Genomic DNA, 26,984 nt, shown 5'->3' on the forward strand with positions numbered 1-26,984 from the left:
AGCTTCTTCGCCTCACAGATTCAACGCCCATCGCCGGGAAACTGTGAAAAATGGTGTTATTTCCCACAATTGAAGAATTTGAGAGGTTGTCTCCGGGGACTTGCCAGGGTACTTTTGGAGACTCACGGCAAATCTTCTATTTTGGAGGAGATGGGGTGTCCCAAAGTCTGTCCCTTTTGGTGGTCGACGACGACGAATTGGTCATTAAAGCCATTGAGATGGCCGTTCCCTCGCATTGGCAAGTGATCCCTCACCAATCGCCAACGGATATCCCGGTGGCAGGGTACCAGGCCGCTTTTGTGGATATGCACCTTACTGGTGACTTGGCAAAAGCCGAAGGCTTGGCAGTTCTAGAGCTACTCAATCTCAAACACCCTCAGATGCAGTTGGTCGCCATGTCTGGAGACCTAAATCGAGAAATGATGGAGTCTTGCTTGAGAGTTGGGGCTACCCGCTTTTTGGCCAAGCCCCTCAACACAGAGGAGTTCCAAGGCTGTCTATCGAAAATCGAAGCCTTGCTCCTTTTACAGGGAGCCCAACACCGCCCAGAAACTCAGGGAATCAAATGGGTGGGGAACTCCTCGACTTCACAAAATGTGCTGGCACAAATTGCCCGCCTGAAGGGTGAAAAAGGACCTATCTTGATATCGGGCCCCACGGGCACAGGTAAGGAGGTGGTGGCCAAACTTCTTCATACACAAGAGGGAGCCCATCGTCCTTTCGTTACCTTAAACGCTGCTGCCATCTCCGAAAATCTGTTTGAATCGGAAATATTTGGCCACGTGAAGGGCGCCTTCACTGGGGCTGACCAAAACAAGGTCGGCCTGGCTGAGGCTGCTCGAGATGGAGACCTGTTTATCGATGAGATCGAAGCCCTGCCGGCCACCCAGCAGGCTAAGTTCCTGCGCTTTCTGGAAACCGGAGAAGTCCGACGCGTCGGGGCCTCTGGTGATCCGGTGATTGTTGAAACCCGGGTCATTGCGGCTACCAATGTTCCTCTGGAAGAACTGGTGGCCAAGGGAGACTTCCGCGAAGATCTATTGTTTCGCATCAAAGGAAAAACCTTGGACCTTCCTCCTCTCAATCAACGCCTGGAGGACGTGGAGCCTTTGGCCAAATTCTTTTTGGCCGGCCGCACTTCCCAGGCCAAAACTCTGGCGCCGGATGCGGTGGAGGCCCTAACCGGCTACGATTGGCCCGGCAATGTGCGGGAGCTCAAACGAGTTTGTGAGCAACTCCTGCTTGTCGCCCCTCTGCCAATCATTAGGGCTGAAGACGTTCAGGTTGTCCTACCAAAAAAGATGAAGATGGACTATTGGGGGAAACTGCCTAAAACGGACCTCTCGAAGGGCCTGGCCACACTGTTGACTGAATTTGAAGGCAGCCTTCTGCGCCAAGCTCTTGAACAATCCGTAGACGTGGATGAGGCGGCGAGACTATTGGGAATGTCCCGCTCAACTCTCTATAAGAAACTCAAAGATCACGACATCGAATGGAGAAATTCATGACCGATACGAGCCTTTTTGACCATCGCCTCTATCAGGAAACGGCCGTACTGGTGTTGGCTCTCATCTTCCTGTTGGGAATAGTTCTTTACTTCCTCCGCCGCAAAACGGTTCACTTTCTCGCCGGCTGGGCCAGTGTCAAAAGTTGGTTTTTCATCACTCCCGTACTTCTTGCCGTATTGGCCCTGCCTTCCCCTTGGCCTCTGGCCTTTCTTACCATTGTGGCTATTTTTGGCATCAAGACCTTTTTCCAAATGTCGGGGATGTACCATCGCAGCTGGTTTGTGTGGCTCAGTTATGTGTTTACCATTCTCTTGGGCTTGGCGATCTACAAGGATGCCGTCGATCTATTTAATATCTTACCCATGGTGTTTTTGGGATTTGTTGCCTGGATTCCTTTGGTTCGCAACAGTGTCTCCCATATGATCCAATACATTGCCTTGTCGCTGATGGCCTTTATATTTTTTGGCTGGTCATTTATGCATATGGGGCGATTGCTGATGTTGGACCAAGGCCCCTTTATTGTTCTATACCTTTACCTGCTGACGGAGATAGCCGAACACGTCTCGCTCTCGACGACGCGCATTTTTGGGAAACTCAAGCCCTTTAAAGAAATTTCCCAGCGAGTCACGGTCGAAGGAATCATCATGTCAGTGATCGTCACGGTCATTGTCGCCTGGGGAATGCGGCACCTTCTGCCAGACCGAAGTGAGCGTTTTTGGATTGCCGCAGGACTGGCCGCGGCCCTTTTGGGTCGTTTTGGCGACCTTTTCCTTTCCGTCATTCGCCGCGACCTGGGTATCAAAGACTCCGGGGTCTTCATCATCGGCCGTAGCGATATCCTTGGCCGGGTGGATAAATTGATTTTTGTCGGCCCCATCTACTACTACCTTTACATTTACCTGCAACGGGCACCCCTGACATGAGAAAAGGCAATTGGGACTGGAACTACGAAAATGAGCAGTGGACTCAGCTGCCTGGGCATCTGAAACACCTACCTCTCTTCACTCGGCATTTTGACCTGACTAGCCTGGTGTTTCGCTCCCTTTGGGGAATATTTCTTAAGGGACTGGCCTTTCGCTTCTGGATTAGGCTGGAGGTGAAAGGTGATTTCCACAAGCTCTATCGGGAAGAGCCCCGGCTGTTGATCATCTCCAACCATGGAAGCCACCTGGATGCGGTCTCCATCGCGGCGGCTGTCCCCTTTAAATTCTGGCTGGATCTCTACATTTCCGCGGCCAAGGACTACTGGTTCGCCAACCCTGTTTTTACCTTTTTTTCCAAGCACTGCCTGGGGGCCATCCCCATCGACCGCAAGGACCGAAAGGGCGAGGCGATTAAGCTCTGCACCAATCTCCTCAACCGCCTGGATCGGATTTGGATGATTCTCTTCCCTGAGGGGACCCGCTCCCCCGATGGCTACATCCACGATTTTAAGCGGGGAGTCAGCGTTTTTGCCGAGCGGACCAAGACCCCCATTTTGTTCCTCTACCTGGAGGGAAACTCGGAGTTGATGCCCAAAGGCTCAGCAATCCCCCGCCGGGGAAGACTTGTGGTCCATGTGGGCCCGGTCCAGCGCCCGGCCCCCATCGATGAGGTGGATGCCAATTACCGCAGGTGGGTGACGGCCATTAACCCTAATGCATACGGACCCCAGACCAACACTTGATTCCAGGCCTTTTCCCTGTGTATTCTGCCCTACGTTTTGCAATCTAATGTGACCCTTTAACCAAGCGGATTTTCTATGGCAGCAAAAGTGAATGATTTCGTGCTTCACGTGGCCACGGCCAACGGAAGCGGTAGCCAGTCCTCCAACAATGTTCTGGTCAAGTCCCTCTTTCGCATGGGTGTGCCCGTGACGGGTAAAAACCTTTTCCCCTCTAACATTCAGGGTCTTCCCACCTGGTTTACGATTCGGGCCAATCCAAACGGCTTTACCGCCCGACGCACGGATTGTGACATCGTGATTGCCATGAACCCTGCCAGTGCTGTTCAGGATGTGCAATCAGTCATCCCGGGTGGCTATTTGATTTTGAATGACGCCATCAAACTGACCGATGACCAATTGCGAACCGACATCACTATAATCCCGGTCCCATTTAAAAAACTCATCGATGAGGTGACCAAGGAAGCAAAGCTGAAAAAGCTTCTGGTTAATATGATTTATGTAGGAGTGATGGCCCGGCTGTTGGAAATCGATCAATCGGTGATCGATGGGGTCGTCAGCGATATGTTTAAGTCCAAGAAGGCCGTAGTTGACTCCAACCTTTCAGCCATTGCCGTGGGTTTTAAATGGGCCGAAGAGAACCTCGACCCGAAGGCCTTTCCCTTTCGCGCCCAATCCATTGCCAATGGCAACAAGGGCAAGATCCTGGTCGATGGCAACACCGCAACTGGTCTTGGCTGGCTCTTTGGTGGCTGCACCTTTGTTGGCTGGTATCCGATCACTCCTTCATCCTCAGTGGTTGAAACCTTCCAAAAATACGCGGGTAAGCTGCGTAAAGATGAAAAGGGGCAAAATCGCGTGGCCATTGTTCAAGCCGAAGACGAACTGTCGTCGATCTGTATGGTCACAGGAGCCGGTTGGGCTGGTGCCAGGGCGGCCACCGCCACTTCAGGCCCCGGTATGTCTCTGATGGCCGAAACTGTGGGTTTAAGTTACTTCGCGGAGATTCCGGCTGTCATTTGGAACGTTCAGCGTGGAGGCCCCTCGACAGGACTTCCAACACGGACGCAACAGTCTGATGTTTTGTCCGCTGCCACCCTTTCCCACGGAGACACTCAACACGTGGTACTTTTCCCAAAAGACCCCACAGAGTGCTTCGAATTTGGTGAGCTGTCCTTCAATCTGGCTGAGCGCCTGCAGACCACAATTTTTGTGCTGACGGATTTGGATATCGGCATGAATCTGTGGGCCACTGATGAATTTGTTTACTCCGATAAACCCTATGACCGGGGCAAAGTGCTCACCGCCGCTGACCTGGAAAAGCTGGGTGATTTTGCCCGCTACAAAGATGTGGATGGCGACCGGATTCCTTACCGTACATTACCTGGAACGGATCATCCCAAAGCTGCTTATTTTACTCGGGGCACTGGTCACGACGAAAAAGCCGGCTACAGCGAGAGCCCTTTGGTCTACAGAAAACTATTGGATCGTTTAAAAGAAAAATATGCAACCGCCAAGAACCACGTCCCGGCGCCAATCCTTGATGGAAAAGGGGCCAAACACGGAATTCTCGCCTACGGGTCGACGGACTTTGCCATCCCCGAGGTGAGACACCTTTTGGCCGCCAAGGGCTTAGAGACCGACTATATTCGTGTGAGAGCGCTTCCCTTTACAAAGGAAGTGAAGGAGTTTTTTGATAATCATGACAAGGTTTTTGTCGTCGAACAAAACCGTGATGCCCAGCTCGCTACCTTACTGAAGAACGAATACCCTCAGTACCATGAAAAGTTGGTATCGATTCTTCAGTATGACGGCATGCCCATCACTCCCACTTACATCACTAACGAAATTGCTTCCAAGGAGAACCTGGTATGAGCACCGCCACTCCAACACCTGCTGCGGCCAAGACAAACCACATCGGTCTGGAAAAGTCGGACTACCAAGGGGCAAAATCCACCCTTTGCGCCGGCTGCGGACATGATAGTGTCACCAATCATTTAATCAACGCCTTTTTTAAATCGGGAGTTAACCCTCACAAGGTGGCCAAACTTTCGGGAATTGGTTGTTCAAGTAAGACGCCCACTTACTTTATGGCTCGCGCCCATGGCTTTAACGCCATTCATGGCCGCATGGGTCCAGTGGCGACGGGTGTGAAATTGGTCAACCCTGAACTCACTTGTATTGGCGTATCCGGCGATGGCGACACCGCCAGTATCGGCATGGGTGGATTTACTCACTTGCTTCGCCGAAATGTTCCCATGGTTTATCTGGTTGAGAACAACGGAGTCTACGGTCTCACCAAGGGTCAGTTCTCAGCCACTGCCGATGTAGGTTCTAAGAGCAAGGGCGGGGAAATGAACCCCTTTCAGACCATTGACCTTTGTTCTTTGGCCATTGATTTGGGCTGTACATTTGTGGCTCGCTCGTTCTCAGGAGACGCCAAACAATTGGTTCCTCTATTGGAAGCCGCGATCCATCACCACGGCACAGCTCTGATTGACGTGATTTCCCCATGTATCACCTTTGCCAACCACCCTGGGTCCACACGCAGCTATGAAGCCGTTCGTGAGCACACCCGTGCCCTTCAGGAGCTTGGCTTTGTTCAGCCCTTTGATGAAATCAAAGTAGACTACAAAGAAGGCGATAGCCAGGCCGTGGAAATGCCCGATGGCTCCTGGATCACGCTTAAAAAGTTGGACTCCCAGGATCATGACATCACTGATGCCATTCATGCTCTTAAAATTCTCCATGAAGCCCGTAACAAGGGGGAGATTTTGACTGGCTTGTTCTACCTCAAGGAAAATGCAAAGGATTTGGCAGAGACCCTTGGTCTCCCGAAAGAGAAACCCCTGTATGCGATGAATGCTGAGGATCTGAGACCTTCTCAAGATCAGCTCTCTACCATCATGCAGGCGTTTCGCTAATAGGGATTTGGGTGAAGCCAACAGACATCAAGGCCAATGAGGTTGAAGCCACACTTGAGGAGTTGGCGGAGTTTTCTCGGCGACATATCCTCTTGTCCCTGGCCTTGGTCCTTGGCCTTTTTGCATTAATGGGTGTAACCGGCCTTTACTTTGAAGGTGAAGTGCAGCATTTTGCTGACTGGATGGTTGAGAGCTTTGGCATCTGGGGGATGGCTGCATTTCTCTTTGTCAGCGATACATTTGTCAGCCCCTTCCCTCCTGATCTGTTTCTGCTGATTGTCGCCAAAAGTGAGATGCGGGAACACTGGCTTCTCTATGTGAGCTTTCTGGGCGTAATTTCCACACTCGCTGGTCATACCGGATGGCTCTGTGGGCGCATCCTGGTGGAAAGTCGATGGTTCCCCCCTTCGGTGCGAGCCTTTTTCGATACCAAAAAAAGCGAAGTGCAGAGGTTCGGAACTTGGGCCGTCGCTCTGGGTGCAACCACACCATTGCCCTTTTCCGTGACCTGTTGGACGGCTGGCATTCTCAAAATGCCCTACAAGCGCTTCGCTCTGGCTGCCAGCACCCGTTTTTTTCGCATTCTCATCTATTATTATGCCATTCACTCATCGGAGTGGCTGACCAATTGGATCTCCTAAATATCCCAAACCTACTTGTAAAAGTAGTCCGTATCGCAATGACCGAGGAATTCAGATCGAGTGTCCGCCTTAGACTTAAAATCCCCTCTGAGGTCACAGGTCACCGTTGTTGAGTTGGTGTCCTCCACCCCTCTCTGGGCCATGCAGTAATGACGGGCGGAAATATGCACTGCCACATTGTCCGTCCCCAAGACGTAGCTCAGACAGTCAGCGATCTGTTTGGTAAGTCGCTCCTGGACCTGAGGACGCCGGGAAAAGTAGCGGGCAATGCGATTGATCTTGGAAAGTCCCACCACCTTATCCTTGGGGATATAGGCAATGGTGGCAAAACCATCAATTGTTTGAAAGTGATGCTCACAAGTGGACTTGATCTCCACCCTCTGGGAGACAATCATCTGATCGTAGCCCATTTCGTTATCGATGACTGTCACCTTGGGAAAGTTCTCAGCCCACAGACCAGAAAAAAGCTCTTCCACATACATCCGAGCCACCCGCCTGGGGGTGTCGCGAAGGCTGTCGTTACCCAGATCAAGCCCCAAGACCTCCATGATCTCGCCAAATTTAAGGGCGATCTTTTCAATCTTTTCGGCCTGACTCATGTCATTCTCCAACAAAGGAGTCGGCCGAACCTGGGAAAGGATCTCTTCGACAGTAATGGTCTTTTCCGGAGCCATGGTCACCTCGCTATGGGTGGCAACCTAGCGGAAAAGACTCTGGCAGACAACTGGGTGCCCACATATGGTAGTTTTTGCGCTGCATAATATAAGGACTTTAACCCAAGATAAAGATTAATATCCAGGTCTTCAACCCGCACTCATTTTTAAGAGGTCATCAATGAGTTCCTCCCGCAAAACCCATCGCGCTGAAAAGGTGATGACGACCATTCTGTCCCCTGTTGATTTGTTTCTCAAACTTGAGGCCTCGAGTGGCATCTTGCTTATCATTGTAACCGCATTTGCCATGATTTGGGCCAACTCCCCCTGGGGCGAAATCTATCACCACATGGTCGAGATGCCGATCGGCATTTCCTTGGGTGGTTTTGTTTTTGAGATGACCGTTCATGAGTGGGTGAACGATGCCATGATGGTCATCTTCTTTTTTGTCGTGGGACTGGAGATAAAACGAGAACTCATTATTGGTGAGCTAGCGACAGCCAAGAAGGCCGCCCTTCCCATGTTCGGCGCACTGGGCGGGATGGTGGTGCCGGCCCTTATCTACCATGCGCTTAACCTAGATGGTGCGGGAAAGCCCGGATGGGGAATTCCCATGGCTACAGACATAGCCTTTGCGGTCGGTGTTCTGTCGCTGATGAGCCGCAAGGTGCCCTTTGCTCTTAAGATTTTCCTCCTTGCCCTGGCAATCGTTGATGACCTGGGTGCGGTCATCGTGATTGCTGTTTTTTATACGGCGGATTTGGCGGCTCAGCCCATGGCATGGGCGATCCTGGGGCTGTTTGCCGTTTCTTTCCTGAAATATTCAGGTATCCGCAAGATTTCAGTCTATGTTGTTTTAGGAGTGATCGTCTGGTTTGCGATTCTTAAGAGTGGTGTCCATGCGACAATCGCAGGAGTTGTCCTTGGTCTCATGACGCCCATTTTGCCCTTCATCAAAAAGAAAGAGGCTCCGGACAAAATCAAAAGGGTGGTGGACGAGATCGAGGACCACCTCACCAAACTTGAAGAGGACGATGAAAACTACCTGGATGAAATCACTAAGATTAAACTCGAAGAACTCCACCACATCTCCATTGAGAGCCGTTCGCCCCTGGACCGATTAGTCCATGCCCTTCACCCCGTCGTTAGCTATATCATTATGCCAATCTTTGCCCTAGTAAACGCGGGCGTACACCTCACCGATATGAGCCTGGGAAAGCTCCTAGGAAATTCCATTTCTCTGGGTGTGATTCTTGGCCTATTTGTCGGTAAACCCATTGGTATCATGGCTTTCTCATGGATGGCAGTGCGATTTAAGATGGCTCAACTCCCACGGGGTGTGACCTGGTACCATATGTTCTGTGTGGCCGTTTTAGGCGGCGTAGGCTTTACTATGGCTCTTTTTGTAGGACACTTGGCTCTCAAGGTAGACGAGTTAGAGATGTACTCCAAGCTCGGCATTCTTGTAGCCTCACTCCTGTCAGCAGTTTTGGGATTAGCCCTTCTCAACTTTGCCCGGGACACTCGGGCCGGATTTAAGGGGCATAAGGACTGAGTAAATCCCAAAAACTTTGACAGTGCCAAGGGGGCGATATATCGATGAAAGGGTCCTGTCAGACACATCCGGTCGCGTAGCTCAGCTGGATAGAGCAACTGCCTTCTAAGCAGTAGGTCGGAGGTTCGAGTCCTCCCGCGATCGCCATATTGAAAACCCGCCAATGCTGTTAAGCTCATCACATCGAAAAAACCGAGTACCCAGGGAGGGCTCGAAGCGAGACTTGCGGCCGCCAGTGGCGGCTGAGTGAGCGTGATGCGAACGAAAGCAAGTCGAGGGTGGTCAGGCGGAGGACAAGCTGGAAGCGAGGCCGAGCGCTTGACCGAGTCCTCCCGCGATCGCCATTCTGATGTTCCAGATTGAAAAGACAGAACTCCCCGATGGGGCTCATCCTAAGCCTCGAATGGACTCAATTGATATTGTCGAAGGAGCTCGGTTTGAGCTTCTTACTTACTGGCCGTCGGCCAGTTTGCTCGGCTGCGGAGCACTTTGAGGAGCTGCATCCGTGCCTATCTCATGACCAGACTTCTTTGTCTGGTGAGAACTGCAATTCTGAAAGCCTATCATCAGGCTCCAGGTTCCAACGACAATGATTAAAATGTTTGCCAGCCTTTCAGTCATAGAAACATTTTAGCGCCAAATGCCACGAACTCTCGAAGGCAAATCAGGAGAATCCTGCCAGATCAAAAATACGCAGGCGGTAAGGAAATCCGCTTCTCACCCTGAGAAATGAGAGCTCTCCAAGGTGGCGAACTCATAGACAGGTTCGGCTCAGCCTCTGGAGACGACCTAGATTGAGACGGACACGCCTCCGTGAAAAAGGCGTGTCCAAAATTTGATTACAGCAGGTGCCAAGCTTTTAGGTACGGACTTACCTTTTGCTTCAGCTGCTCTTTACGCTGACGAGCAGTGGGACTGGTCAGGTATTGCTCCTCAAGCTCCTTGTCGAGAGCCTGCTGGATGCGCTGCCAGTAGGTCAGCGGAAAACTCAAGCCACGGTTTTCACCCAAACCTTCAAGAGACTCATCCACCTCAAGCTCGATCTCAGTGACCTTAACCTTTAAGCCAATCTTTTTGGCGAAAGGCAGGCGGACTAGGTAATCCAGCTGAGAAGTGCGATCAAAGGCTTCTTCCAACTTGCCAAGGTTGTTGAGCTTCTCGGCAGGTGACATCAACGACTCGTCTAAGAGGAAGGATTTGATGAACAGTGCACGAGTCATCAACACAGCATAAGCGGTATCCTCATATCGCCCACCGTTCAGGATTTGATCCTGTACCAGTTGCTCGATAGTCTTTTGAGGCGCAAGCCCAGTAATCACCTGCAGAGCCGTCAGTTTGACCAGCTTCTCATGAATCAAAGCCATCAGGCCTTTCTCATCAAGTTGGCTGAGGTCATCGGGAATACCTTTTTGCACTTCTTTGAGCCATACATAGGCAAGTTTGACAATTTCTTCGGCAGTGGCTTCCTGAGCAAAGGCTTCACCTCCGGCCAGCATCCCCGTTGGCGGCACTAGGTACTTGGTGTTTTCAGGCTTGAGCATTTCTTCAAGGCCCAAGAGCAAGGTTTGCTTGTGGATGGCATCAGTGGTCTTTTCCATCTCCTGGTTGGTTTTGGTTATCTGGCCAAGAGTGGCGTCCATTTTGCCAGGCATATCTTTTGTCGCATCAATGGCGTCCTGGGCTCCGCAGCCAGCCAACAACAGAGAGCTAACAATCAATGCGGAGATATTATGCTTAATCGTCATCTTAGTTCCCCAAAATTAGATTCTTTTTGAGCTGTTCGGTTTCTTTTTCAATGGTGTTGCCGATCCACAAGGACATAATGCCTTTGACGAATCCAGCCGCGCCATTGATGGTCCAGGTCTTGCCTTCAGAGTTCTGATAGGTCACCACTTCCGTTCCGTCGGCCAGTTTTTCACCAACCACAACCATGTCTTGTCCACCCTGAGCATCGCCGCCATCTTGAACAGCCTGCAAAAAGCCTTGAACGTCAGGAGCAGAAAGATTCAGGTTATTGGCTTCCATTCCCAACTTGTAAGCATCCACCAGCTTTTCCACTTCAACAGAGCGCAAAAAGCTCATACGCATGGCCACGGCCTTCATGTTGTCCACACTGTCCAGAGCTCCACCCAAGTCACGCACGAATGCACCAGAATCGGAGACCAAAAATTGCCCCACATAGACTTTCACCTTAAGAATCGCGACCTTCTTGTTGCGAAGTCCGGCTCCAGTGGTGGTCAGCTCATATTGGCGACCATTGACATCGGCCATGGCTGATGTGGAGATTTCCACGCCTTCAATTTTGCCATTTGCTCCCTGGTGTTGAAGTACGCCACCTTGGGCTGAAATAGATAGAGACAATGCAGCCACGGCTGCAAAGAAAGCTTTCTTCACTGAGGCCCCCCTCGTTAATGCACTCGAAAGTGTTGTTAGTATCCCCCGAAGACCCTTTTGGTCCTGATTGAAGGGCCTTATAAAAAAACTGGCGCTATCTTGCAAGTCCTCAAAATAAGTCCCAAATCCCTGAACGAAAGATCGCCGCTCTGTTTAACGCAGAGTCAATTACCAATTCCCCTGTGAGTTTAACCAAAAAGTGCATTGAGCTTCGCGGCCATTCATGGGATGTCCTGAGTGAACTTAAGCTGAAATTAATTGAGGACGAAAATAGTACACTCTGGGTCCTCACCAGCAACGGAGAGAATTTTCATGGTCCATAGCAAGGTAATGAAGCTGATCCCTTTGACTTTGTTTGTATCACTTTCTTTACAGGCCTATGGCTGGGGAGAAAGAGGCCACCACCTGATTGGAAAAAACGCCGCCCTATTGGTCGCCGATCTGGCAGGTGCCTCCAAAGAGGCTAAGAACAAGGGCGTGGGGTCTTTCTTCAAAGATCGGGCGCTCCAGATGGGTCATTTGGCAAATATTCCTGACACCTCCTGGAAAGAGTCCACCCATCAGGACAAAAAAGTTCTCTCCACCAACGGCCCCACTCACTATGTGGATTTGGAGATTTTCAACGGTGCTCCTGACAAAGACATGGACAGCTACATTAAGAAGGTTCGCTCTTTGTCGCCCGAGTTTTCTGAAATTCTCAAAAAGTACCAGGGGCAAGACAATCCTTTGCCCGGCACTCCTGCCAAGTACAAAAAAATTAATGTCTACAAGGATGCGGGCACCAACCCCTGGCGTGTGCGCGACCTCTATGAGGCCATGGTCAAAGCCTTTCGGTGTGCCAAGTCCAAAGAGGACAAATCAGATCTGCGAAAAGAACGTAAAAAGTGGAGCCTGCCTTTGTTGTCTAAACACAACAAGAGGGCCTTTTACGAGTGTTCTAAAAAGCAAAGTCGTTTGGAGGCACTCTCTGCGGCAATCGCCATTGGTGGAGTTTTGGGCCACTTTATTGGCGATTTGGCTCAACCCTATCATGTGACCATCAACTTTGATGGATGGGAAGGTGGCAACGGCGGCGTTCACGAGTACATGGAGTCCGATGTGGTAAAAAACCTGGGACCTGAGTTGGAAACTGACGTTCTCAATAAGTCCAAAGAAGCGCCATTTCGCAAGGCCCTGGAGGAAGACCTAAAAGTGGATTGGAAGGCCAAGGCGGCATCTGCCTCCTTCGCCATCCATCTTGCCGCAAACTCTTACCGACTCCTAGGGGAAGCGCTTCGTCTTGATGACAAGTATGCGATAGTCAAAAAAGGAACTGACGTGACGACGGGTGATAAGTCCTTTTTGTTTGAGAAGGAGAAGTTTAAACCTGCAGTGAGGAAGCCCGCTGAAACTCGAGAGGTCCTTGCTGGCCACAAGCCTTTTTTGATCAACCGGTTGGCGGTCGGCAGCTATGCCTTAGCGAAGATTTGGTATCAAGCCTGGGAAGAAGGGGGGAAACCCCAACTTTCGGATGCCAATGGCGTTTCCATTCCTTACGCTCTAGATGTGCCTTTTTTGTGGCCCACCTATTGAGTTAAAACAGCTCTTTTACCTTTGGTTTAAGGACTTTCCCCAAGACATTGCGGGGAAGGTCGACAACGATTTGAATTTGACTTGGGATCTTATAGTGAGCCAAGTGTTCTTTCGCCCACTCCTTGAGCTCAACCATGCTCAAATTTTGGCCCTTACGTAAAATGAGAGCACCTGAAACCCTTTCTCCCCACTCAGGGTCCTCAACTCCCACCACAGCGCAATCGGCGATTGCCGGATGACGACGCAAAACGGCTTCAATTTCCAAAGCCGAGATCTTGTAGCCACCAGACTTGATGATATCCACGCTTTGCCGCCCCATGATCCGGTAGTAACCATCTTCAACACAAACCACATCCCCGGTCTTAAACCAGCTCTCATGAAAACTCTTTGCGGTTTCCTCGGGTTGATCAAAGTACTCCTTAAAGACCATGCTCCCCCGAACCCACAGCTCCCCGGATTCACCAGGCTCCACATCTCGGCCATCACCATCAACGACTCTGGTCTCAACACTTGGCAACGCCTGGCCAACCGTGCCCGGTCTCCTTTCCCCCGAATAAGGATTGGCAAGGGCCATACCAATCTCAGTCATTCCATAGCGTTCCAAAAGATCGTGCCCAGAAATTTCTTTCCACTTTTCAAATACCGGCACCGGGAGAGCTGCAGAACCGGAAACCATCAATCGAAACTCTCTTAGCGATCGAGACCTCTGTGCCTGCTCTTTTTGAGATACCTGTTCGTAATCGCCAATCAACCGACCGTAAACAGTCGGTACGGCCATAAAAACATTGACCTCACCGGAGGATAGGCGCTCCCACACCTGGCACGCATCAAATTTGGGAAGCATTTCGCAGGTTGCGCCACTCCATAGGGCGCAGCAAAGTACATTCACTATGCCATGAGTGTGATGCAGAGGAAGAACATTGAGTGTGTGATCTTCTTTGCGCCAATCCCATGCCTTGACCAAGGTTTCAATTTGCGCCTGAAGGTTGCCGTGAGTGGTGACCACACCCTTTGGACGGTTGGTCGTGCCACTTGTAAAAAGGATATTTGCGTTTCGGCTCAGGTCTGACTCCCCGATGTTACCATCAGCAATGTCGCCGTCTCGACCCAACTTCAGTTCGTCCAAACAAATAATTCTTATTCCCATCTGGTCGGCCACTGGTGACATTTGCTCTATGAATTCACCACTGACAATCACCTGGCTGACTCGCACGGCACCTAAAGCGTATTCCCACTCGGCCACAGGGTGTTGGGGGCAGAGTGGGACAGTGACTCCGCCGGCCAACCAAATCGCCCACTGGCTCACCACATAACGAAAATCAGGAGGAACAAGAAAGGCCACCCTTGACTGGTGAAGATCCGCCTCTCCTTCAGGCAACAAGAACGTGTGTAGATGCAAAGCACTTCTGCGAATAGAGGCGTAGGTGTGCCGACCCAAATGGTCGATCACTGCCACTCGATCCGAGAATTTACGACTTTGATTCACTAAGGGTACGGCAATCACTTCTCCCCCTCTGTGATTTTACTCCCCTAAAAGCTCTTCCGGATTATCAAAGCAGTGTTTCATGTCAACTGCCATACGTGACGCATGAACACCATCGATCAAGCGATGATCAAAAGTGACTCCCAAAGGCATAATTGGGCGCACTTCCACTTTGCCACTTACCACCCAGGGTCTTTCCTGTATCGAACCAACTGTCACTAGGATTGGAACTCGCGTGTAGGGGCAAAGTGGAGCCCAGGCCTTGTCAATTCCCATACTGCCCACATTGGTGATCATCACACTGCCAAAAGGGTCGCGGGGAAGACCCAACCAGCCCAGATTCAGGTTGAGTCCGTAGATCAACCATGAACCCAGATCCAAATAATACTTCACCATCCACCAAGGAAGTTTGGCAATCAGGCCCATGTTGCTGGCCATTTCACGGTCTTGTCCCTTGCGAACTTTGTCGGCCTTTTCTTGAAGCTGAAGGGCAATTTCCCTAAGTGGCAAATCCTCGGCGTGAGGAATGGTACAACCCGCTAGGTTAGCCTTTTTAGCTTTGTCGTTACCCGAACCGGGAATATTGACCTGAAAAAACAAGTTCACATTGTCGCGCAGGTAAATGCGACTGCCACGAATCATGGCGTTGATTTCCGGCCTGCGACCAATGCAATAGGCCGCGGCCTTCCCCACTAAGTGGGCAGGAGTGATCTTAATCGAGTGCTTCTCGGAATACTGGCGCATGAAGGATAAGGCCTTGGTCATGTCCACTTCCAAGAGCCCATAGACAGAAGGATCTTTGGCTGTTCGCCAGGTGCCCATGGCCACTTTGCGAAACGTGGAGCTGGCCGGAGAAAGAGTCAGGGGCAGATTTTGCAGTCCCATTCATTACCTCGTGGTCTTAGCGCCCACTTGGGAGGTGGCGCACAACATCATCTTGCGGAAATCAATGCCAATACCCCTGTTTCTAATTAAAATGGGTCCTCGATGCCACGGATTTTTGCCAAGGAAGGGCGAATGAGAAGAAATTTCGTAGCCGTTGATCTCATCCTATTGCTTATTGGCCTTTATTTTTCATTGGGAGCCCAAGCAGAATCGATTCTCCTGGCCCAGAACGCGCCCAGGGTTTTGCCCACCAAAAAAACCGTCAACACGGGTCCTGAGGAAATTGCTCCTGAAAAAGGCAATACAGACCCCCTCAACAAAATGGGAAAGCCCAAGGATAATAAGACTGTCCTGACTGGAAATCAGCAGGTTCAGGAGTTTGTCGGAGTGGTGCAATTTCTCAAGGGCAAGGCCAATTGGGACGGCACTGACCGCAAAGATGATATCGGCTTTAAGACATTGTTCGGCTGGAACGAGAGCGTCGCTGTCGATGATGATGCCCACCTCAAAATGGTCACTCGCAGCCGCTGTGTGGCCGTAGTTTATGGAGAGAGCCAACTCCAAACCCCTCTTAAGAGTGCCGAAAGTGCCTGGAATGTTGTGGGTGGATCGGCTCGCTGGATTTGCGGAACCGGACAATCGGATACGGTTCGCCTCAACGGGCATGCCATCAGCCTAAGTGACGGAGAACTTTTGTATCACAAAAAGCTTCTTTATATCGTTCATGGCAAAGCCGTGTCTGAGTCAGGAGAATTGGAACCCGGTCAAACCTATAAATGGTCAGGCAACCGTTGGATTGTGGAATATGATGGTGAAGACCTCTACCAAAGCTGGGAACTGGCTCAGAAATTGCCTGCACCTAAGGAGAGCAAATCCTTGGGTGAGCCTTCGCGCAAAATTCGCAGCCGGTGGTATTTGGGCCCTATGTTTGGACCGGCGAAAACAAGTCATCCCAACTCATTATTTGAAATTAGTGATCCAGAAATTCATGGCATTCGAGCCGCCGTGAACTTTAAGTGGGGAGATCAATCAGTCATTGGATCCCTGAATTTTTATGAAATTGAAAACAAGAATTCAGAACGGGACTGCTGTTCCATGGGGCCGCCCCAGCCGGGTGACGACCCCACCCGCCATAATCTCTACGAGTCTTTTACTGCCGATGTGGGTTGGCGCTCCAATCACGACCGTGACTGGGCTTGGACGGCCCGAATGGGGATTGGCCTGGACATCCTGGAGGTCCGCAGTTTTTCCAGTGGCCCAGGACCTGGGTTTAGCTTCCAACGGGATGTGGACTTTATCTCGGCTCATCTATCGTTTGGAATCGAAAAGATCTTCTTCGAAGAATGGTTAGGCTGGGGCGGATTACTTCTCTCGGCTGAAGCCTTTTACCACCAAGGCTTAATTCACCAAAAGACCAACAGTGAACCCTTCGAGTATATCCCCGATCCACGCCCACCGGAGTACCACTCGGTCGATGACACCCTCTCCGCATTTGGCGTGATCTTCAACTTCGCCCCACTCCTCCAATTCTAACGCCGCAGATGGACCCGCTTAACCGCCACACTTGGGCTGGTCAAAAGGGTTCACATGCAAGGCGGGGGTATTTCGATCGAGCGGAATCGTACATAAATGTACGTTGGAGTGAGATCGAAGTGCCTCCAACGCAGCAGATGGACCCTTTTCACCAGCCCAACTAGAATTCTTCGCGAAGGTCCTTTAGATCAAATGGCATTTCCTTAGGCGCCGGCTTCCACTCTTCGGGAGCCCCCAAGACTTCGACGGCCTCTTTGTGCGTGAACTCTTCATCGGCCTTGACCAAAACAGAGGTCTGACGGATTTCAGCCACTAATTGGGTGTCGATGGGTTTGACTTCCAACTTTTTGACAATCACCGGAGTGGTCACCACTTTGGCCGACTTGACGAGACCTGAACTCGCGCCAGCATCTAACTGCTTTCCTTTTGCCACCATGGACTCCGGCTGTGCGGATGGCTCGGGAACTTGCTCAACTGCCACCTGATTTCCCGCAGGAACATTGACCTTTTGGCCAGTTCCCACTTGCTCGACCTGAACTTCGCCAGAAATGGTGGCCTGTTCTGTCACCTTGGTATTGGGTTCAAAGCTGACGTAAAAATCTGTTCCACGCACACCGGCAACGGCTGTGGATGTACGAATGCGAAACTTGCTTTGCCGATCCTTTTGCTTTTGGTCTTCCGTTTTCTTGTCTTCTTCCTTTTCATTGTTAAACAGGGCTCGCATTTTGCCGTAAGTTAGATGTAACAACGTGGCATTGCCGGACTTTTTTGCATACTCCTCGATCGACATCCGTGAATTGGCTCCCAGCGTGAGGACAATGTTTCCTTTGAGGCGAACTTTCGCCCGCGCTTTATCCTGTGTGAGCACCACATCCTGGCAGTCGACCTTAAAACGAGGAGTCACTTTGACGGGGTTGCGGACGGGATTGTCTTTGTCACGATCGCCGGATTTCACGCGAAGAACTTCAACCTTGCCCTTGAAGGATTCAATTCGCCCGCACTCAGTTGCTACAGCCGAAACAGACCCTAAAATAAAACCAATTAGTATTAGGAAAATCTTCGTCATGGCTGACACCTTTCCTCCATTGAAAGGGACACAAAACCTGCTGAGCACCAGCTATTGTCTCTGCCTCTTGGGGTTGAGGCAAGGCCTGTTAGAATGCCGTATAGCCCAAAGCTGTGAAAACCCTCTCAGTTTCACCAACCAATGAGCCCACGTCTTCACAATGACCATCTGCACCGATTTCAGATGCAAAATCAGAGGTCACAGGAGCTCCCCCGACCATCACCTGATAGCTCAACCCCCGCTCTCGCTTGGTCTCAATGAGTTGCTTCATCTGCACCATGGTGGTGGTCATGAGAGCTGATAGGGCAATAATCTGGGCTTGGTGTCTCTCAGCAGCGTCAAAAATATCTTCCATGGCAACGTTGCGTCCGAGATCGATCACTTTGTAGCCAAAGTTCTTCAGCATCAGAATACAAATATTTTTGCCGATGTCGTGGATATCCCCCTTTACCGTGGCAAAAACGATAGTGCCTTTCTGGTCATCACCAGACTTGTTCCTGGCAAAATGAGGTTCAAGGAGCTGAACACCTTCTTTCATGGCCTCAGCCGCGGCCACTAGGTGAGGGATAAAGCGCTTTCTCTTGGCAAAGAGATCACCTAAATGGCGAATTCCTGGAGTCATCACATTCAAAAACAATTCAAAGGCCTGATCGGCACCAGTCTCCAAGAAGCGGCCAATGTCCTCTTTGATCTTATCCTTTTTGCCATTGACGATATCCCAAAAGATTTCCTTTTGGATTCCGTCTAATCCCATTTTTCCCGTTGGATCATCCGCTTCTCCCTCCCCGACCGTTGCTGTACCAACTGTGGTCGACGCCGTGTCGGCAATCGGATCTGACCAACCGGCCAGGAAAGTTTCCACCGCTGACTCCCGAGGGCCGAACAATTCAGCTGCGGCCACGCGAACAGCCACTTGATTCTCCAACACATTCATAATGGCCGAACTCAAGCCTTTCTGGATGGACATCATCAAAAAAGCCTGATGAACAAAACGACGATTCGGTAATCCAAAAGACGAGTTGCTCAACCCAAAAGTGGTGGCGCAACCCAGTTCCTTTTCAATCAACTCAATCGTACGCAAGGTCTCCTTGGCACCCTCGCGCATGGCTGAAACCGTCAAGGCCAGGACATCAAACACCACGTCCTCGCGACAAAAACCTTCAGCGATAAGGCGATCTAAAATCTTTCGCGCATAGACCAGCCGGTCTTCGGCCTTTTCCGGCACCTGGGTTTCGGTGGTTAAGGCCAGCATGGCTCCACCTGTGCGGCGAGCAATTGGAATCACCTCTTCCAGCTTTTCGTCCTCAGCATTGATGGAATTCAACAGGGGACGACCGTAATAAACACGACCACCTGTCATCAGGGCCTCAGAAAAACTGGAATCCAAAACCAGGGGAACTTCAACCGAGTTTTGAATTGCCGTCACCACATCACTCATCATCTTGGGCTCATCGATAAGTGGCACCCCCACATTGACATCCAAACAGTGAGCTCCAGCTTGCACCTGCAGGTGAGCATCCGCCATTAAGGCTTCAATATTTCCAGCGCGGATCATCTCCGCCACTTTCTTGCGCCCGGTGGGATTGATCTTTTCTCCGATCATCACGAAGGGAGCTCCCCCACCAATCGCCACGGTTTGAATCTTTGAAGAGATCAAAACCCGCGAAGGCTGATTAGGGTGACTGGCTGCCAAAAATTCCGCACCCTTGGAGTCGACAAAATTCCTTACCGCGCGAATGTAATCTGGAGTGGTACCGCAACAACCTCCGAGAATTCTTGCGCCCGCACCGTAAAAGCCTTCAATATGTTTGGCCATCTGCTCGGCATTCAACGGGAACACCGTCTCCCCCTGTCGCAACTCTGGCATCCCGGCATTAGGCTGGGCCGCCAAGGGAAGACGACTCACCGACTTCATCCGCTCAACCACTCTCTTCATGGCATCGGGGCCAACTGAGCAATTGGCTCCCACCACGTCACAGTGATAGCCCTCAGCAATTGCTACGCAGGATTCGGGACTAATTCCAGTGTCAGAGATTCCATCGGTATTAAATGTCATCAAACCTATCAGGGGGACCTCGCGACTCAGATCGCGAACGGCTGCTAAAGCAGCTTTGAAGTCCAATGAGTCAAACATGGTTTCAACAATGATCGCATCAACACCTGAATCAATCAGTACCTTCGCCTGTTCCCGAAAAATCTCAAAGACCTCGTCAAAGGGGCGAGACCCGGTCGGATAGATGGTGTCTCCGCAGGGGCCAATATCGCCGGCCACAAAACAGCGATCACCCCCGGCTCGTCTGGCAACATCCACAGCACTAGCATTAATGTCTTTTAATTTCCCGTAGGCTTGGTATTCCTCTAGCCGCAGGCGGGAAGCACCAAAGGTGTTGGTAATCAAGATATCGGCTCCGGCTTCAGCGTATTCGCGCTGCACGGCCTCGATCACATTCGGCTCTTCCAAATTCCACAAGTCAGGAGCATAACCAGGCGGTAGCCCCCGTCGCATAAGAAGGGCTCCCATGGAACCATCCAAAACCAACAGGCGCTCTTTCAATGCTTTTCTGAAATCCTGATACCGACCCTTATTTGCCAATGGATACTCCCGTCATTGGTAAGGTTAATGTCCTTCACTTAAACTCATGTGTTTAATAAACACTTCCTGAAACTCATCCATCAAAGCCAGCTCAACGGGCGATTTCACACGGTTTACCCATTCCGTAAAAGCCTGTTTGTCCTCGTCCGAGGCCGACCCCCAGGCTATGGTACCAGTCAAACTGGCATTACCCAAGGTGGTGACGTCAATTCTTGGCAATAGACCCAGGCGATAGGCGGCCTCCACTGGCAGATGCTCACCAAAAGCTCCAGCCAATAACAACCGATTGGGCTTGAGCGCCCCCACCTTGATCACCATCTCTAGTCCCGAGCGAATGGCCGATTTGGCCAATTGAAATTCGCGCACATCAGCCTGGGACAATTGCAAATCACTCTGCAGCTCTAAATCTTCTGGCCTAAGGACTTCGCCATCTTCAGCCACTAGGCCATTTTGAACAATCTGATCCATCATCTGAATCAGTGCTGATCCACAAATCCCTTTGGCCATGTCACCACCGATGGTGGAGAATTCCCAGCTTCCGGTCTTGGGGTCATAAACGGGATCTAAGATTGCACCCGCCTCAGCCCTCATGCCAATGCTGATGTTGGAGCCCTCAAAAGCCGGTCCCGCCGGGGTGCTGGACACCAAAAGCTTCTTTCCTGTCCAAAACAGGATTTCCGAATTAGTACCCACATCGACTAGGATCCAACCGGACTTGTCCATCTCGCCCCGTTGCCACAGAACAAAAAGTCCCGCCCACAAATCACCGCCCACAAAGCTGTGAAGCAGGGGCAAACTGTGAATTTCAAATTTGTCCGTGTGAGCCACTGGCGGCTCAAGGTTTGCGGGTTGATAGGGTGAAACACCCAGGCTCTCCACATTGAGGTTTGCCAAAAAAGAAGCCATCACTGAATTGCCTGCCGCAAACATTTTGCCTGTGAATGCTGGACCGTCGGCCTCTTCACCAATCAATCCGACCAATCGATTCAATTGTTGAAAAAGTCTTTTGCGCAGAGGTTCAACCCCCTGCTTTTGGGCATATTCGAGGCGAGTCATCACATCGGCACCCATGGTGATTTGTCGATTCACAGCCTTCAGCGAACACCAAGGGCCTTGGTCATCGACCGCCGACATCTCCAATCCCGTGGTCCCGGCATCAAGGGCCACCCACCAAGGGCCAATGGGAGAGCGATGCTTCACCAGATCCTCTTGCATCAGATAAACCTGGGGGAACTCCACTTCAATGGCCGCCTTAGGACGCAATTGACAGCTCAGCCGCCAGCCTTTTTGTAACTGATCTTCAGAAAAAAACTTTCTGTCGGCATTCGCGATGGGTGCCACACCCTTGGTCACGCGCACCCGGCACTGATGGCAGGTTCCCTTGCCCATGCAGGATGAGCGAATGGGAACTTCTTGATTCTGCAAAAACTCAAGGAGGCTTGGGCCCGCGAGGGCCGCAGTGAGCTCCCATGAAGTCTGATGAGAAGTCGCCTTAATCGGAAAGGGCATGAATCACATCCAATGCCACTTCGACCCGATTAAATGGAGCACTCACCTGAAATCCCGCAACGAGCTTTTTGGCTTCGTGCATAGTCTTCATGGCAATCTCCGTGCCCCGCTTCACCGCTTCTTCTTTGTCGCCGTTGGCCTTTTCCATTTCTTTGATCACCCAATCAGGAACGGAAACGCCTGGCACCTCGTTCTTAAGGAACTCTGCATTTCGCAAGCTCACCAAGGGCCAAATGCCCATGATAATCGGGATCTTCACGTCTTTCACCTTATCCATAAATTTCAAATAGGCTTCAATATCATAAATCGGCTGAGTAATAGCAAAATCAGCACCGGCTTCCACCTTGTAGCGGTAACGACTCATTTCCAGCTCGTGGTAGGATGCCGTGGGGTTAAGGGCGACCCCAACACAAAACTGAGTGGGAGAGCCAAAACTGGAACCTCCCAAATCGAGCCCCTTATTCATTCGCGCTGCGATATGGGTCAAACCAATCGCATCCACATCGTAAACACCGGTCGCCCCCTTCATATTACCCAGTTTTGGTGGATCGCCTGTGACAACAAGAACATTTCTCACGCCCGCAATATGGGAACCCAAGAGATCACTTTGCAGACCAATGATATTCCGGTCTCGAGTGGTTAAATGGGGAATGGCTTCCAGATCAAAGTGCTCCTGAACGTAGGCGGCCAGGTGGAGGGAACTCATGCGTGCCACCGCCCGGGCTCCATCAGGAATGTTCACAAACTTGACGCCACCTTCTTGCAGCTTTTTACAGTGTTTAAAAAAACCATCTGTGTCCACTCCCTTAGGGGGAATTATCTCAATGGTGAAAATCCGTTCCCTGTTGGCCAAGGCCTCACCCAATCGGCTGCGCTCTTTTATGGGGAGGGTTTCCTTGGGCACATCGTTCACCGGCTGAATCAAAGCTGAATATGTTGATTCCCTGTGATTGAAATTTTGTGTCATGCGCAAAGAATTGGCCACCGCCTTAATGTGGTCAGCATACACCCCACAGTGGCCTCCCACAAAACGGGCTCCTCCTTGGATGTAGCGTTTTGCAAACTTGGCCAGGTAATCGGGATTGCAAAGATAGATCCACTGGTCGTTGACGTATTTGGGCAGACCGGCATTGGGGCGCAAAGAGATCGGCTTATCGGTTAACTTCCGCACTCTTTCCAAGGCCGTCAACATTCCGCTAGGACCCACCTCGCCACAAAAGCCCACCACGTCGGCATCAAAATCCTCGGCCACTTGCACTAAAGCTTCGGGAGTATTCCCATAAGAGGATCTCATGTCTTCATTAATACTGAGATGTACGAACACTGGCTTGTCTGAAAACTTGCGCACACCCACAAGGGCGGCCTCAAGGTTCTTTAGGTTGTGGAAACCCTCAATGGTAAAGCCGTCGACACCAGCCTCATCTAAAATCCGTGCTGCTTCTTCATAGAGTTCCACAGCTTCCAAATAAGCTGTCGGACCAAATGGCTCAATCAAAACTGGCAAAGGACCGATCAGTCCTAATACGTAGGCCTCGTCGCCAGCGACCTCCAGGGCCAACCGTGCCGAAGCCGTGAGAATCTCTTTTTGTCTTTCCTGAAGACCAAACTCGGTCAGCTTAGGCTTGGTGGCACTAAAGCTGTTAGTGGTTAAAAACTTGGCGCCTGCGTCTTTAAAGCTCTGGATGATGTCTTTAACACCCTTGGGGTCGGTCAAACACAGCTCTTCAAAGCTGCGGTTGATGTAAAAACCACGCTCGTAAAGGGCCGTGGCCATCGCCCCATCCATAACAGCCGTTTCGCCCCCAGCCAAAAATTCCTTCAATGGGATCTTTGCCAACTCACTTTCCCCCGTCAATCAGCCATACCAACTTAGGCGCGGCTGTAGTCGTCCTGATAACGTACAATATCGTCTTCGCCAAAATAACTTCCCGTTTGCACTTCGACAAAGACCATGGGACCTGTGCCCACATTGCCAATACGGTGTTTGGCTCCCAATGGTATATAAAAAGCCTCACCGGCATTCACCTTCTTCGCCTTGTCGTCCAATACAATTTCTGCTTCGCCTTCAACCACCACCCAGTGCTCAGCGCGCTTGGCATGAGACTGGTAAGAGAGCTTAGCTCCTGGGTCCACAGTGATGCGTTTAACTTTAAAATGCTTTTGGTCGGATAGAACCTCAAATCCACCCCATGGTCTTACCTCAAAGCGGTGCTCCGTGGCCTCGGGCAGTCCTGCTTTTTTGATCTGATCCAACAGGTCTTTGACCTTCTGAGACTTACCTTTTTTGCAGACGAGTAAGGCATCCGGGGTATCCACCACAATCAGATTTTCAACTCCGATCAGCCCGATCACTTTGTCGCGAATGGTGAACACATAGTTGTGAAGGGCATCTTCGCTAAAAACGGAGGCATTGGAGTCAGTCTTTAGTGAACTGATCTCTTCAGACAATCGGGAGAGCTCATCCCAGGAGCCCACATCACTCCAACCTATGGTGCAGGGGATACAGACCTGCTTGGTGAGCTTTTCCATAATACCGTAGTCAAGGCTCACCGAATCGGTCATGGCGTAGTTGTATTTGGCATTACTCAGATCAGGTTTGATGGCCGAGATCTTTTTCCACACCTCGGGCAGTAATTCCTGAAAGTGGGCAATCATGGTCGAGACTTTAAATACGAACATCCCTGCATTCCAGTAATGCTTGCCGGAATCGAGAAAGGTGCGCGCCGTTTTTTCATCTGGCTTTTCGCGGAAGCCTTCAACCCCGTAGGCTTTAAGGCCGTGGGCCGAGTGAGCTACATCATCTTTGACTTCGATGTAACCATAGCCTGTGGAGGCATGACTGGGTGTGATCCCCAAAGTCACCACTTCACCTGCTTCAGCACACTCAATCCCTAATTCAACCGCAGAACGAAAAGCCTGTTCATCGGCGATCAAATGATCGGCGGGGAAAATCCCCACCACTTCGTCTTGCTTGCCTTGGCCCCGTAACCAATGACAAAGCAGTGCCACAGCAGGTGCGGTGTTTTTACCCATTGGTTCAGCAATCACAAAGTCAGGGCCCAATCCTTCTTCAGCTAATGAGCGAATCGACAAGGGCTTCATTGATTCCAAAGTCAGAATGTAAGGTGAGCCGAAGGGCTTTAATCGCTGAATCGAATTTTTCAAAAAACTTTGATCGTAAAACTCACAAAATTGTTTCGGATAAGAGGCTCGCGACACCGGCCACAGGCGGGTTCCACTGCCTCCTGAGAGAATAACGGGGATCATGTAATTGCCTTCTCCTCTAGCTAAATTCCATTTATGCTATGGAATTCAAGATGTTACAATAAAACTATGGTAAAGACCCCCTTATGCTGCGCCTTATCCGGGGTCTCTGATCGGGACCTCCGTGAAAAAAGTTAAATGCTTGAAATTACTATATAATCACTACTCATTAATATAAGTCGGAATCGTTCCCAAGGTTTCGTAGACTAGAATCAACGCAGGAACTGACTGAGCCTGGGGAGAAAAGGATAAAAAAACTATTTGGAACCCTAACGAACACCCATCCCTTCTCCAAATGACTTGCGGTACGTATGCTGATCCCCAGGCCCTCTCAAGCTCCTCTTTTGAATTTGTAAGTTTGGGCCTGACGACACAAGGACTGTGTCTGAGGGTTGAAATCTGACCGAGGTTAAAAGGCTACACCGGGAGTATGGTAGTCACTGACTAAAACTGGGTACTTAAATCCGTATTTCCTCTACGGAAGATTTTCCCTGAAAGGGACGGGCCGCACCCCGTCCCTTTCCTTTTTTGGGACGAAGCTTTTTTCTTTGCCCCGATCAATCCCACCTTGCTATGTAAATCACTAAATATCCCTCAGCAAAAGGATGACCCATGGCAATGCCCTTCATCGATCTTAAAACTCCCTATAACGCCCTCAAATCCCAAATCGATGGCCGCATTCAGGCCGTACTCGATCATGGACAGTACATTATGGGGCCCGAGGTCGCTGAGTGCGAAAAAGACTTGGCAACATTTGTTGGCAGCAAACATGCGATCACTTGTGCGAGTGGGACGGATGCCGCTTTGATGGCCCTGATGGCATTGGGAATTGGCCCCGGCGATGAGGTCATCACTACGGCTTTTTCCTTTATCGCGACTATTGAAACAGTTGTCCTAGTAGGTGCGACACCAGTGTTGGTGGACATTGAGCCTGAGACCTTCAATATCGACGTCAACAAGATTGAAGGCGCCATCACCTCTAAGACTAAGGCCATTATGCCTGTGTCCTTGTATGGACAACCGGCAGATATGGATGAGATCAATGCTCTTGCAAAGGCCAAAGGGCTTGTTGTCATTGAAGATGCCGCGCAAAGTTTTGGCGCTCCCTATAAAATCAAGCGCAGCTGTGCCCTCTCTGATTTTGGGGCCACCAGTTTCTTCCCGGCAAAACCTCTTGGCTGTTACGGCGACGGTGGTGCGGTTTTTACCGACAATGACGAGTGGGCACAAACACTCATTTCGATCCGTAATCACGGTCAGACGGAGAGGTATTTTCACCCTATGGTGGGAATCAACGGCCGCCTGGACACGCTTCAGTGTGCGATCCTCATTGAAAAACTGAAGCGCTACGGGTGGGAGATTGAGCAGCGGGAGAGAGTGGCAAAATCTTACACCGAAGCTTTTAAAGATATGGACGTAAAAACTCCCGTGATCCGCTCTGACCGCCAGAGCGTTTGGGCCCAGTACACTCTTCGCGTAGCCAACCGCCCAGAGTTTCAAAAGCGCATGACTGAGCTTGGAGTGCCAACTGCGGTCCACTACCCGACGACCATGGGGGAGCAACCGGCCTATCAGAAACTCTCAGTCATTCATGACATTTCCCATGCCACCCAGGCGGCCAAGGAAGTGGTCAGCCTTCCCATGTACCCTGATATGTCATCTGAAATTCAACAACAGGTTGTTGAAGCGGTCAGCAAAAGTCTGACTTAGGCCGTTTGATTATCAAGATTTGACCAGGGCC

General features: G+C 50.8%; 20 protein-coding genes and 1 tRNA gene. 11 read left to right on the plus strand and 10 right to left on the minus strand.

Annotated features, from left to right (window positions below):
• The first annotated feature begins 50 nt into the window (after nt 1–50).
• The 6 genes from H6624_09255 (at nt 51) to H6624_09280 (ending at nt 6,736) form a co-directional block, all read left to right on the plus strand.
• A complete protein-coding gene (locus H6624_09255; GenBank protein MCB9084522.1) occupies nt 51–1,508 on the plus strand; it encodes a sigma-54-dependent Fis family transcriptional regulator in 1,458 nt (485 codons plus the stop codon).
• Nucleotides 1,505–2,431 (plus strand): phosphatidate cytidylyltransferase, encoded by a 927-nt coding sequence (locus tag H6624_09260; GenBank protein ID MCB9084523.1) that lies wholly within the window; start codon nt 1,505–1,507, stop codon nt 2,429–2,431. Before H6624_09255 ends, H6624_09260 begins: the two co-directional genes overlap by 4 nt.
• The gene (locus tag H6624_09265) at nt 2,428–3,174 is read left to right on the plus strand and encodes a 1-acyl-sn-glycerol-3-phosphate acyltransferase (protein ID MCB9084524.1); all 747 of its coding nucleotides are present in this window, start codon (nt 2,428–2,430) and stop codon (nt 3,172–3,174) included. Before H6624_09260 ends, H6624_09265 begins: the two co-directional genes overlap by 4 nt.
• Before the next feature lie 75 nt (nt 3,175–3,249).
• A complete protein-coding gene (locus H6624_09270) occupies nt 3,250–5,046 on the plus strand; it encodes a 2-oxoacid:acceptor oxidoreductase subunit alpha (GenBank protein MCB9084525.1) in 1,797 nt (598 codons plus the stop codon).
• A complete protein-coding gene (locus H6624_09275; protein MCB9084526.1) occupies nt 5,043–6,095 on the plus strand; it encodes a 2-oxoacid:ferredoxin oxidoreductase subunit beta in 1,053 nt (350 codons plus the stop codon). Before H6624_09270 ends, H6624_09275 begins: the two co-directional genes overlap by 4 nt.
• Before the next feature lie 11 nt (nt 6,096–6,106).
• On the plus strand, nt 6,107–6,736 hold the full coding sequence (locus tag H6624_09280; GenBank protein MCB9084527.1) for a DedA family protein: 630 nt from the start codon (nt 6,107–6,109) through the stop codon (nt 6,734–6,736).
• A gap of 11 nt (nt 6,737–6,747) precedes the next feature.
• Here H6624_09280 and folE read toward each other — a convergent pair whose 3' ends face one another.
• A complete protein-coding gene (gene folE, locus H6624_09285) occupies nt 6,748–7,410 on the minus strand; it encodes a GTP cyclohydrolase I FolE (GenBank protein MCB9084528.1) in 663 nt (220 codons plus the stop codon).
• 160 nt (nt 7,411–7,570) lie between these two features.
• Here folE and nhaA point away from each other — a divergent pair, with 160 nt between their 5' ends.
• Both nhaA and H6624_09295 read left to right on the plus strand, forming a co-directional pair.
• On the plus strand, nt 7,571–8,944 hold the full coding sequence (gene nhaA / locus H6624_09290) for a Na+/H+ antiporter NhaA (protein ID MCB9084529.1): 1,374 nt from the start codon (nt 7,571–7,573) through the stop codon (nt 8,942–8,944).
• Nucleotides 8,945–9,014: 70 nt separating this feature from the next.
• Nucleotides 9,015–9,091 (plus strand) — tRNA-Arg (locus H6624_09295).
• Between the two features lie 692 nt (nt 9,092–9,783).
• Here H6624_09295 and H6624_09300 read toward each other — a convergent pair.
• Nucleotides 9,784–10,689 (minus strand): hypothetical protein, encoded by a 906-nt coding sequence (locus tag H6624_09300; GenBank protein MCB9084530.1) that lies wholly within the window; start codon nt 10,687–10,689, stop codon nt 9,784–9,786.
• 1 nt (nt 10,690) lies between these two features.
• Nucleotides 10,691–11,338 (minus strand): hypothetical protein, encoded by a 648-nt coding sequence (locus H6624_09305; GenBank protein MCB9084531.1) that lies wholly within the window; start codon nt 11,336–11,338, stop codon nt 10,691–10,693.
• Between the two features lie 312 nt (nt 11,339–11,650).
• Here H6624_09305 and H6624_09310 point away from each other — a divergent pair, with 312 nt between their 5' ends.
• Nucleotides 11,651–12,910 carry a hypothetical protein gene (locus H6624_09310; GenBank protein MCB9084532.1) on the plus strand — a complete coding sequence of 420 codons (1,260 nt, stop codon included), beginning with the start codon at nt 11,651–11,653 and terminating at the stop codon, nt 12,908–12,910.
• Nucleotide 12,911: 1 nt separating this feature from the next.
• Here the strand turns inward: H6624_09310 and H6624_09315 are convergent, their stop codons facing one another.
• A complete protein-coding gene (locus H6624_09315) occupies nt 12,912–14,411 on the minus strand; it encodes an AMP-binding protein (protein MCB9084533.1) in 1,500 nt (499 codons plus the stop codon).
• Between the two features lie 21 nt (nt 14,412–14,432).
• Nucleotides 14,433–15,278, minus strand: a complete 846-nt coding sequence (locus tag H6624_09320) for a 2-oxo acid dehydrogenase subunit E2 (GenBank protein MCB9084534.1) — start codon at nt 15,276–15,278, stop codon at nt 14,433–14,435.
• Between the two features lie 132 nt (nt 15,279–15,410).
• Between H6624_09320 and H6624_09325 the strand changes: the two genes are divergently transcribed.
• Nucleotides 15,411–16,811 carry a hypothetical protein gene (locus H6624_09325; protein MCB9084535.1) on the plus strand — a complete coding sequence of 467 codons (1,401 nt, stop codon included), beginning with the start codon at nt 15,411–15,413 and terminating at the stop codon, nt 16,809–16,811.
• A 160-nt stretch (nt 16,812–16,971) separates the two neighbouring features.
• Here the strand turns inward: H6624_09325 and H6624_09330 are convergent, their stop codons facing one another.
• The 5 genes from H6624_09330 to H6624_09350 all read right to left on the minus strand — a co-directional run bounded on the left by H6624_09330 (nt 16,972) and on the right by H6624_09350 (nt 25,246).
• Nucleotides 16,972–17,877, minus strand: a complete 906-nt coding sequence (locus tag H6624_09330; protein ID MCB9084536.1) for a FecR domain-containing protein — start codon at nt 17,875–17,877, stop codon at nt 16,972–16,974.
• Nucleotides 17,878–17,965: 88 nt separating this feature from the next.
• The gene (locus H6624_09335) at nt 17,966–20,398 is read right to left on the minus strand and encodes a homocysteine S-methyltransferase family protein (GenBank protein MCB9084537.1); all 2,433 of its coding nucleotides are present in this window, start codon (nt 20,396–20,398) and stop codon (nt 17,966–17,968) included.
• Between the two features lie 96 nt (nt 20,399–20,494).
• Nucleotides 20,495–21,979, minus strand: coding sequence for a DUF4445 domain-containing protein (locus H6624_09340; GenBank protein MCB9084538.1), 1,485 nt, complete (start codon nt 21,977–21,979; stop codon nt 20,495–20,497).
• Nucleotides 21,963–23,816 carry a bifunctional homocysteine S-methyltransferase/methylenetetrahydrofolate reductase gene (locus H6624_09345; GenBank protein MCB9084539.1) on the minus strand — a complete coding sequence of 618 codons (1,854 nt, stop codon included), beginning with the start codon at nt 23,814–23,816 and terminating at the stop codon, nt 21,963–21,965. Before H6624_09345 ends, H6624_09340 begins: the two co-directional genes overlap by 17 nt.
• 32 nt (nt 23,817–23,848) lie before the next feature.
• Nucleotides 23,849–25,246, minus strand: a complete 1,398-nt coding sequence (locus tag H6624_09350; protein MCB9084540.1) for a mannose-1-phosphate guanylyltransferase/mannose-6-phosphate isomerase — start codon at nt 25,244–25,246, stop codon at nt 23,849–23,851.
• Nucleotides 25,247–25,861: 615 nt separating this feature from the next.
• On the opposite strand from H6624_09350, the gene H6624_09355 reads away from it, so the two are divergent.
• Nucleotides 25,862–26,953 (plus strand): DegT/DnrJ/EryC1/StrS family aminotransferase, encoded by a 1,092-nt coding sequence (locus tag H6624_09355; GenBank protein ID MCB9084541.1) that lies wholly within the window; start codon nt 25,862–25,864, stop codon nt 26,951–26,953.
• The last annotated feature ends 31 nt before the right edge of the window (nt 26,954–26,984 follow it).

The organism is Pseudobdellovibrionaceae bacterium, assembly GCA_020635075.1.
GTDB lineage: Bacteria > Bdellovibrionota > Bdellovibrionia > Bdellovibrionales > UBA1609 > JADZEO01.

What these genes read in the sequence shown, in the direction of transcription:
- H6624_09275 (MCB9084526.1), top strand. Translation starts at nt 5,043, where the DNA reads ATGAGCACCGCCACTCCAACACCTGCTGCGGCCAAGACAAACCACATC.
- H6624_09320 (MCB9084534.1), bottom strand. Translation starts at nt 15,278, where the DNA reads ATGGGACTGCAAAATCTGCCCCTGACTCTTTCTCCGGCCAGCTCCACG.
- H6624_09310 (MCB9084532.1), top strand. Translation starts at nt 11,651, where the DNA reads ATGGTCCATAGCAAGGTAATGAAGCTGATCCCTTTGACTTTGTTTGTA.
- nhaA (MCB9084529.1), top strand. Translation starts at nt 7,571, where the DNA reads ATGAGTTCCTCCCGCAAAACCCATCGCGCTGAAAAGGTGATGACGACC.
- H6624_09350 (MCB9084540.1), bottom strand. Translation starts at nt 25,246, where the DNA reads ATGATCCCCGTTATTCTCTCAGGAGGCAGTGGAACCCGCCTGTGGCCG.
- H6624_09335 (MCB9084537.1), bottom strand. Translation starts at nt 20,398, where the DNA reads ATGGGAGCCCTTCTTATGCGACGGGGGCTACCGCCTGGTTATGCTCCT.
- H6624_09340 (MCB9084538.1), bottom strand. Translation starts at nt 21,979, where the DNA reads ATGCCCTTTCCGATTAAGGCGACTTCTCATCAGACTTCATGGGAGCTC.
- H6624_09330 (MCB9084536.1), bottom strand. Translation starts at nt 17,877, where the DNA reads ATGACGAAGATTTTCCTAATACTAATTGGTTTTATTTTAGGGTCTGTT.
- H6624_09325 (MCB9084535.1), top strand. Translation starts at nt 15,411, where the DNA reads ATGAGAAGAAATTTCGTAGCCGTTGATCTCATCCTATTGCTTATTGGC.
- folE (MCB9084528.1), bottom strand. Translation starts at nt 7,410, where the DNA reads ATGGCTCCGGAAAAGACCATTACTGTCGAAGAGATCCTTTCCCAGGTT.
- H6624_09255 (MCB9084522.1), top strand. Translation starts at nt 51, where the DNA reads ATGGTGTTATTTCCCACAATTGAAGAATTTGAGAGGTTGTCTCCGGGG.
- H6624_09265 (MCB9084524.1), top strand. Translation starts at nt 2,428, where the DNA reads ATGAGAAAAGGCAATTGGGACTGGAACTACGAAAATGAGCAGTGGACT.
- H6624_09260 (MCB9084523.1), top strand. Translation starts at nt 1,505, where the DNA reads ATGACCGATACGAGCCTTTTTGACCATCGCCTCTATCAGGAAACGGCC.
- H6624_09270 (MCB9084525.1), top strand. Translation starts at nt 3,250, where the DNA reads ATGGCAGCAAAAGTGAATGATTTCGTGCTTCACGTGGCCACGGCCAAC.
- H6624_09300 (MCB9084530.1), bottom strand. Translation starts at nt 10,689, where the DNA reads ATGACGATTAAGCATAATATCTCCGCATTGATTGTTAGCTCTCTGTTG.
- H6624_09355 (MCB9084541.1), top strand. Translation starts at nt 25,862, where the DNA reads ATGCCCTTCATCGATCTTAAAACTCCCTATAACGCCCTCAAATCCCAA.